Source organism: Exiguobacterium sp. SH5S13 (assembly GCF_004337085.1).
GTDB lineage: Bacteria > Bacillota > Bacilli > Exiguobacteriales > Exiguobacteriaceae > Exiguobacterium > Exiguobacterium aurantiacum_A.
This window is the reverse complement of record NZ_SJUS01000039.1, coordinates 1-8,537: the sequence shown is the minus strand read 5'-3', so window position 1 is coordinate 8,537 and position 8,537 is coordinate 1. Positions and strand designations below refer to the sequence as shown.

Here is an 8,537-nt window from a genome sequence, read left to right as displayed (position 1 = left end):
TGGCATCATCGGGATCGCCTCCAGGATGTGTAGTTATAGCCAGTTTAGTCCGAAACGGCAAGGACGTACAGCGTCGCCCCGAGGGCACGCCGACTCCCGGGGGAACAGCGGGCAAGGCGAGACCCAGCAGCGACATCGTCGCGATGCGGCTCGCTGACCGCCCCCAGGAAAGCGGCGTGCCGGACAGGGCGGCTCGAAGGGCAATGAAAGCAGATGAGCGTCATCCCATCCGGGACGACGCTCATCTGCTTAAAATCATTTGAAGTTTTTCAGTGCCCTCTTGCGAGAGCAATCGGGTCTTTTGCTGAACAGACTCGAGCCTGTAGACACCGTCTGCAGGCTTTTAGGATACAAAAAACCACTTTTGGCGGGGGACCAAAAGTGGCGTAAGCGTTATGTGATCCGTTCATCGGGGAAACGAACGAATCGGACGTGATGAACCCTAAAGATGTGCCTCGTTTCATGGGGAATGAAACGATGGGGCATCTTCGCTGAAGTAGGATGCTTGATGGACTAAGGGGGAACATCAGACGCATGCTATTCCAGCAGCGGGAAACGAGTGGGGAAACTCGCTCATCACTTTTTTCTCGGGTGTGACAAGTTCAAAACGCGATTGGCTCGGGGAAGCCATTCGATCGCTACAGGTGTAACAAACGTTACAATACTGCTTGAACTCGATATGATGTTATCACGTCTGTGACTTGTCGACAAGTGTCGAATCTTCTGTTCACAAAATGTTCAAATTGTCAGAGGTATGTCCTCCAACATCGAACGAGCAGCAAACTGTCCTGAAAGCGTCACCATTGGACTGCCGCCGCCAGGATGGGTCGATCCACCCGCAAACCAGATGTTCGAGACGTCTTCCGAGCGCGAGGCCGGACGGAAAAACGCACCTTTTTTCGAGTTTGCTGACGTTCCGTATAACGAGCCATAATACGCATAAAAATCACGCGTCAAGTCAAGCGGGGTCACGCGGCGGTGGAACAAGACGTCAGCATCGTCCCAATCGACGCCGAATGTGCGCAGCCGTCGACGGATCAAATGTTCGTACGTCTCGGCATCGATGTCGGTCAAGTGGGCCGGAGCGTTGACGAGGATGAACAGATTGTCCCCGGCCTCACCCATGGACGGGTCGGTGTAGGCCGAGTTCGAGATGTAGATCGTCGGCTCATCGGCGTAGCGTTCTTCGTCGAACAAGGCACGGAACTCAGCCTCGTAATCGTCCGAGAAGTAGACGTTATGATGGGCGAGATTTAGACGTTTGTTCAGTCCGACCATCATGACGAAAGCAGAGACGGATGGCTCGACCGTATCCCGGGTCGGTACCGGGAACGATGGACGATGGACCGCATCGACGAGCCGGGGATATTGGGTCAATAGCTCCCCGTTCAAAAGGACGGCATCGCAAGACATGACTTCTTCATGGTCGATGACGACAGCATGCGCCTTACCGTTCATGACTTCAATCTTTGTGACTTCATGGCCGAGTCGGAACTCGACACCGAGCTCGCTCGCGCGTTTGGCGAAACCTTTGGCGATCGTCCAGTTCCCGCCTTTGGCGAAATAGACGCCGTCGTTCAACTCAAGATGTGAGATCAAGGCGAACGTGCCGGGCGTAACGTAAGGACTGCTGCCGATATACGTCGCGTAACGGTCGAGTGCTTGGATGATGCGCGGATCTTTAAAATATTTTTTATGGAGCGCGTGCAAACTCTTAAGCGGATGGACCTTCATCATATCGGCCCAAAGACCGGTGTCGATTTTTGTGTCCATTCGAGTGAAGAAACGATTGTTGGCAATCTCAAATAGCTTTTCAGCCTCGTCCAAGTACGCCGCCAATTGATTTTTGTCGGCTTTGTCACCGGTCAAGCGCCGGACTTCAGCTTCCATTTGTTCCCGTTCGGAGTGGAATGTGAACGTCGACCCGTCGGAGAAGTGATTGACCGTATGCGAGTCGAGTTTGACGAGTTCAAAATAATCCTCTGGGTTGGCCCCGCTGTTCCGGATGACGGAACGGAACACGTCCGGCATCGTGATCGTGTTTGGCCCGAAGTCGAAGCGGTGACCGTCCGTGATGATCGGCATGAGCTTACCACCGACGTGCTCATTTTTTTCGATGACGGTCACATCGTACCCGCGAGCCGCTAGTGTGACGGCGGCGCTCAGGCCTCCGAGACCGGCCCCGATAATAGCGATTTGTTTCATTGCAATGCGCCTCCTAACAATTTTCTAATGATACATCCGGCCTTTCCAAGTGATCGGTTTTCGTCTCCATTTTCGGACGACCGCGTTCGTGAGTAGGACGAGGTAGGCGACCAGACTGAACGGATGGAGCCAAAAATGGCGCCCGCCCGACTTCAAGTCGATGGCTAGCCGTGCGAACAAGACGAACAGGCTCGCTCCGAGCGATATCCAGTCTGGTCGGATGAGCAGGAAGATGAACGCCGATAACTGGACGCCGTAGTAAAGGGAAAAATAAAGGGCGATGCCCACTGCTTCATTCATTCCCTTGAATACGTTTTTTGAAAACCCGTTCCAGACTTCCTCGTTCGTCGCATACATATCGCACGTGATATAAGGTGAGACGTTGACGAGCGACGTCACTTTTTTACGGCGCTTAAATTCGCGGCATAAATCGATATCATCAATCAGGGAGTCGTGGATCGAGGCGTGACCGCCGACTTCCTCGTAACTAGTCCGTTCGACCAAGACGTTCATCCCGTTCGCGGCGGCGAAGGCGGGATGTCTCACTTTTCGCCAAAACAGCGGCAAGTGCTGGGCGATCAAGACGTGTTGCATCGGAATGAGCAGTTTACCGAGCCACGTCGGCGTCGGGAAACGGGGGAAGCCGGATAAAAAGACGGCGCCTTCCCGGACGAGCGTTCCGTGCATGCGGCCGACGAAGCTCGGGTCGATGGTCACATCGGCGTCGAGAAACAATAAGTAAGGTTCACGTGTCTGTATCGCCAATTGATGACAGGCGTGTACTTTTCCGGACCAGCCGTCGGTGAGCGGAACACCGCGCAAGATCGTGAACCGGTCGTCTGAAGCGATTTCCCGCACGAGCGCGTCATACGTCCCGTCCTCAGAGCGATCCTCATATAAGTAGACGTGACAGCCGGCGGTGAGGGCCGGCTTTAAACTGTTGATTAATTTCGGGACGTTCCGCTCCTCGTTGCGGAGTGGGACGCAAAGCGCGGTCGGCGGCACCGGAATCGGGGCCGTGAGCGGACGAAGAAATGCCAAGTTGACCAACGTGAAGAGAAACATGAGTCCAGTGAGCACGAATAGGATCATTGTTGCCTCCTCCCGATGTTGAGCAAGTGCTCTGTCCAGTCGGCGAGCCCGCGTCGTGGCGGGAACAACGACATGTATCGGTCCGACTGGGCGATCACATCGTAGCGCGTGTCATCATAGAGCCGTTCGAGCGCCGCGGCGAGCTCTTGCTTTTGCTCCCGGCGTGTCGTCGAGACAACGGTATGGGTCCGGAACCGGACGTAGACGACCGGAGACGCATGAGACGCGAACGCGTAGTAGATGGCACAAAGCCGGACCTCAGGTTTTGCGAGTAGCATCGTCGCACCCGTCCCGATCTCAAGCGGCCGGTGCTCTTGTGGGTATTCACGGCCTTGCGGGAACACCCACACCGATTTCCCGACGGACAAGAGCTGATTGGCATAGTTGAGAGAAGCGCGAATGTCGGATAACTTCCCTTTTTTGATGGAAAAGGCGCCTAAATGACGGAAGAACGGAAAGCGTCGCAATCCGTCCTCATCCATCAGGACGTGAACGTCGTGCCGTAAATAATACTCGTTCAACATGAGCAAGATGAGTCCGTCCCACCACGAGCTGTGCGTGCTTAAAAAGAGGCCCGGCGTCGGAACGTCATCAGCCCGAACGTTGATCGTGTGAAAGAACGGTCGGATCTGGTGTTCTTTGACGAACGTTGAAAAGATGTTACTGAACCATTTCTTTTTGTTCGCTTCGATCATGACGCAACCTCCGTTCCAAATAGATGACGCTTGCCGTTACAATACTTAACACACCGATCCCATAAAGACCGGCGTTGACCGCGGTGACACCGAACAAAGCGTGAAGCATGACGAACAAGTAGCGTCCATGCATGAGTAAAGTCGGCTCCGCTTCGACTTCGAAGCGGTCGAGCAACCATGAGAAGATGAGCGACAGTCCGAACCATCCGACGAAGTTTTGCGTCGGGATGTCATAATAGAGACCATCATTGGCCCATTCCCAGTAGCCTTTCACGTTGGCTGCGACCGGATCGATCGCCATGTCTAACCAGACCGCCAAAAACGGGACGAGCCAGAGCGTCCGTCGCTTGAACGCGAACAGGCGGGCGACAGCGAAGCTTGCGCCGATGACGGCGAGCCAGGCCGCACCAATCGTGACCGGTACGCCGAACACGGTCGGACCGAACGCTTCGGCATAAATATACTCGCTGAACGGGAACCCGGTTTTGACACCGAGCGTCTCGACGGCGATCGAGCCGAAAAAGATGAACGGCACGATGAAACGGGCGTGACGGACCCCGTCGGCAATGACAAATCCTCCGATGAGACCGGCGAGCCATAAGAAGACCGGGTTCGCCCATTCGAGCCAACTCGGCAGTAAATCAAAGCCGACGAGAACAACGCCGACGACGTACCAGACTAAAAATAATTTCCAAATCCATGGATACACTTTCATCAAATCACCTCACCTTCTATTCTAAAGAGGTTTTCGACATCCGTCTAATGAATGCATGCACAAAAAAAGAGCCCCTGCTAGAGGGACTCATCAATTCGCCATGCGCTTCCGTTTTTTCACAAATGAGAAAGCGATGAACAGGATGTAGAACGGGATGGCGATGAACCAAAACGTCGGCCATTCTTTCCACCGGGCGAACGTCATATACGTCAAATAGACGAGACTGAACGTGATGATGAACGAGTGACGCGGCAACGGTACGTCTTTAAAACTCGGAATACGAACCCGGCTCACCATGAGCAAGGCGAGACCGGTAAAGAAGATCGGGGTGAGCAGTTCGTTGACGCGATCGCCAAACGTCGTCACGACGGCGAGCAATCCACCGGCTGCCGTGATCGGGACGCCTGAGAAATAGCTTGCCGTGACGTTCGTCGCCGACAAGTTGAACCGGGCTAGGCGATAGGCGCCGAAGAGCGGGAACAGGGCGGCGAAGAAGAGCCCGTAATTCCCGTAATCGATAAAGAACGTATAGTAAGCAAGTAACGCCGGGGCGACGCCGAACGTGACGACGTCAGCGAGCGAATCAAGCTCTTTTCCGAAGTCACCGTCTACCCCGAGCATACGGGCGAGACGGCCGTCGAGGCTGTCGAGCATCATCGCGATGATGATCAGGAGTGTCGCATTCGAGAAATCGCCGCGCGCGGCGTAGACGATGGCGAGGACGCCACAAAATAAGTTACCGAATGTAAATGAGTTAGGAACCCACGAACGGATTCGTTCTTTCCACATAGTATTGCCTCCATCTTTGTCATTGAGTGAACCAGCGGCCGTCCGTGAAGCGGATCAAGTCGTCCGGTGTTAATTCGATTTGATAGCCACGTTTTCCGGCCGAGATGATGATCTTGTCTTTTTGTTTCGCGCTGTCATGCAGGAAGACGGGGAAACGCTTTTTCGCTCCGATCGGTGAGACGCCGCCGCGGATGTAGCCGGTCAGCGCTTCAAGCTCTTTCATCGGGACGGGCGACGCTTTCTTCGCGCCCCACGCTTTAGCGGCCGCCTTTAAATCGATATCTAAATCTCCTGAGATGAGGAAGAAGGCGTACTTCCGTTGCTCGTTCTCGAGGCAAATCGTCTTATACAGTTGGTCGAGCGGCTTATCGAGTGATGCGGCGACATGTTTTGCGGAGACATCGGACTCATCCACTACATAAGAATGATAAGTGAACGGGATGTTCCGTTGTTTTAATTGTCTTGCGGCATTCGTCAGTTGCACCAGTCCCACCCTTTCGTTGAACGACTCCTCTAAGAATAGCAAATAGTGGTAGCGTCGGGCAATCGAACTTGAAAAGTTTTGGTGTCAGGAAGGAAACAGAATGGACGATAGAGAAATGAACAGTGATTCATTTTTTTAAAAGGGGGATTATTTCATGGAAACAATTCAAGTGGAACGGCACAACGGGGTAGGCTGGCTCAAATGGAACCGTCCGGAAAAATTGAACGCGCTGAACGAGACGTTGTTACGCGAAGCGAGACAGGCGCTCGAACAACTTGAAGCCGACGAATCGGTCCGAGTCATCGTGCTGATCGGGGAAGGGCGCGCCTTCTCGTCCGGTCAAGATTTGACGATCGAGAGTGACGCCGATTATGGCACGTATTTAGAGGACGTCTACCATCCGCTCGTCCGGGCACTCTCGGATTGCCGGAAGCCAATCATTGCCGGCATCCACGGTGTCGTCGCTGGGGCAGGACTCAGTCTAGCGCTTGCGGCCGACGTTCGCCTCGTCGCCCGTTCGACGAAGTTCAGCTCGGCGTTCATCAAGATCGGCCTCGTCGCAGACGCCGGTGGGCCATATCATTTGCGTCGTTTGATGCGCCAAGACGTCGCGCTCGATTGGGTGTGGAGCGGCAGCACGATCGACGCCGAACAAGCTGAGGCGTTCGGTCTCGTCACTGAACTGATCGAGGATGAGGCGTATCTTGCCCGTCTCACGGCCTACGCCGAGACGCTCGCGGCAAAATCACCGACGGCCGTACAAGGGATGAAGGCGCTCCTTCGCGAGTCATCGTTTGAAGACGGGCTCGCGCAAGAGATCCACTGGCAACGGGAATGCGGCAAGACCGAGGTGCATCAACGGGCGATGCAAGCATTTTTAAGTAAAAAATAAGGGAAGCGGTCGTGTTGACCGCTTCCCTTATTCGTTCAAGAGGATGGTTTGGCTTCGAACTGGAAGCCTTTTTGTTGCCACTTGCCGTACTTCCACCGTCGGAAAGCGAAGAAGCCGCGGAACCACTCGTCGAGCGAGAACGCAAGCCAAATCCCGAGCACACCGAGTCCCAAATGAATCCCGAACAAGTAACTGAAGACGACGGCGACGCCCCACATCGAGGCGACCCCAATCATGACCGGGAAGCGGACGTCTCCGACCGACTTGAGTGACCCCATCAGAACGATGTTCATGGCGCGACCCGGCTCAAGAATGAGCGTCGCCCATAGGATCGGGATACCGACGGCGATGATGTCCGGGTTCGACGTGAACAAGCCGAGCAAGGATTTCCCGAACACGGCGAGGCCGAGCGAGGCGACGAGCGAAGAGAACATGGCAATCTTCAACGTCCGGACTGCCCGGGTATACGCCTCCTTGAACCGCTTCCCGCCGACGTCGCGGGCAATCAATAGCTGTGTCCCTTGGGCGATGGCGACCGTGAACAAAAATGCGAGCATCGATAAGTTCATCACGTAGACGCGAGCGGCGAGCGAGGCGTCACCCATCGTCGCGATGAAGCCGGTGATGACAATTTGTGAAAACTGGTACGACAAGTTCTCTCCTGCCGAAGGAACACCGATTTGTAAGAGTGCTTGAATATCATCGCGTTTTGGACGAATCAACTCTTTGAGCGGGAACCGCATCATGAGGCGGCGTTTGACGATCCAAAACAACAATATCATGGCCGACAAACGAGCGATGACGATGGCCCAGGCGACACCGGCGACACCCGTCACTGGGAGACCGAACCAGCCTGTCACGGCGAGCATGGCTCCTGCTGCCGTGATGACATCGATCAAAAGCGTCGCGAGCATGGCATGTTTCGTCATGCCGTGGCTGCGCAACACCGCGCTGAGCGCCATGATGAGCGCTTCGGTGAAGAGCGATAAGCCGACGATTTGTAAGAACAGCAGACCGTAACCGAACAGCTCATCCGACAGACCGAACAAGCGAAGGAACGTCTCGCCGAACAAGAAGACGACGACGACCATGACGACGCCGAGCCACATGTTCAAGCTGACGGCAGAGCGGGCAAAGTCCCGGCTCTTCTTCATCCGACCGGCACCGATCGCCTGACCGATCAAGATCGTCGCACCGACCGAGGTGACGCTAAAGACGATCAAGAAGACGTTCAACAATTGGTTGGCGACGCCGACCGCGGAAGCGGCGGCATCGGAATACTGGGCGAGCATGAGCGTGGCGATGATCCCGGTCCCCATGTGGAGCGCGAGCTCGATGAAGATCGGCCACGAGATTTTAAATAGGCTGAGCTGTTCGGTGTTTTTGGTTGGCATGAATGTTCCCCTTTTGTTCAAAAATTCTTTATATGAAATATTTATCTTTTAAAAATTACAATGGTCATGTTACTCCTTTTGAAATGAAAAAGAAAGAGATTTGCCAAATTATTTTCAACAAAAAAAACCACCCAAGCAAATGGGGAGGGCACTGAAAAACCTCCGCTCTATCCGAGCGTGAACAGAAAAAAGGGCGATTGGACCGACTCAAGTCGGGACAATCGCTCTTTTTCCTTGCCCTTATCCTGTTTTTTCTTTTGAGAGGGTGATG

8 protein-coding genes are annotated in these 8,537 nt (G+C 54.3%); 1 reads left to right on the top strand and 7 read right to left on the bottom strand.

Annotated features, from left to right (window positions below; translation table 11 throughout):
* Positions 1 to 738: 738 nt before the first annotated feature.
* The 6 genes from EVJ30_RS14525 to ybaK all read right to left on the bottom strand — a co-directional run bounded on the left by EVJ30_RS14525 (position 739) and on the right by ybaK (position 5,980).
* Complete coding sequence (locus EVJ30_RS14525; protein WP_131459106.1) at positions 739 to 2,205, bottom strand: phytoene desaturase family protein; 1,467 nt, start codon at positions 2,203 to 2,205, stop codon at positions 739 to 741.
* 24 nt (positions 2,206 to 2,229) lie between these two features.
* Complete coding sequence (locus tag EVJ30_RS14520) at positions 2,230 to 3,297, bottom strand: glycosyltransferase family 2 protein (protein ID WP_131459105.1); 1,068 nt, start codon at positions 3,295 to 3,297, stop codon at positions 2,230 to 2,232.
* Complete coding sequence (locus EVJ30_RS14515; protein WP_131459104.1) at positions 3,294 to 3,992, bottom strand: lysophospholipid acyltransferase family protein; 699 nt, start codon at positions 3,990 to 3,992, stop codon at positions 3,294 to 3,296. Before EVJ30_RS14515 ends, EVJ30_RS14520 begins: the two co-directional genes overlap by 4 nt.
* Entirely contained in the window at positions 3,958 to 4,707 is a 750-nt protein-coding gene (locus EVJ30_RS14510; protein WP_131459103.1) for a carotenoid biosynthesis protein, read from the bottom strand. The genes EVJ30_RS14515 and EVJ30_RS14510 overlap by 35 nt, the downstream gene beginning before the upstream one ends.
* A gap of 90 nt (positions 4,708 to 4,797) precedes the next feature.
* Positions 4,798 to 5,496, bottom strand: a complete 699-nt coding sequence (gene pssA, locus EVJ30_RS14505) for a CDP-diacylglycerol--serine O-phosphatidyltransferase (RefSeq protein WP_016508135.1) — start codon at positions 5,494 to 5,496, stop codon at positions 4,798 to 4,800.
* Positions 5,497 to 5,515: 19 nt separating this feature from the next.
* The gene (ybaK, locus tag EVJ30_RS14500) at positions 5,516 to 5,980 is read right to left on the bottom strand and encodes a Cys-tRNA(Pro) deacylase (protein WP_131459102.1); all 465 of its coding nucleotides are present in this window, start codon (positions 5,978 to 5,980) and stop codon (positions 5,516 to 5,518) included.
* A gap of 154 nt (positions 5,981 to 6,134) precedes the next feature.
* Here ybaK and EVJ30_RS14495 point away from each other — a divergent pair, with 154 nt between their 5' ends.
* Positions 6,135 to 6,872, top strand: coding sequence for an enoyl-CoA hydratase/isomerase family protein (locus EVJ30_RS14495; RefSeq protein ID WP_131459101.1), 738 nt, complete (start codon positions 6,135 to 6,137; stop codon positions 6,870 to 6,872).
* 35 nt (positions 6,873 to 6,907) lie between these two features.
* Here the strand turns inward: EVJ30_RS14495 and EVJ30_RS14490 are convergent, their stop codons facing one another.
* Positions 6,908 to 8,266 (bottom strand): MATE family efflux transporter, encoded by a 1,359-nt coding sequence (locus tag EVJ30_RS14490; protein WP_131459100.1) that lies wholly within the window; start codon positions 8,264 to 8,266, stop codon positions 6,908 to 6,910.
* Between the last annotated feature and the right edge of the window lie 271 nt (positions 8,267 to 8,537).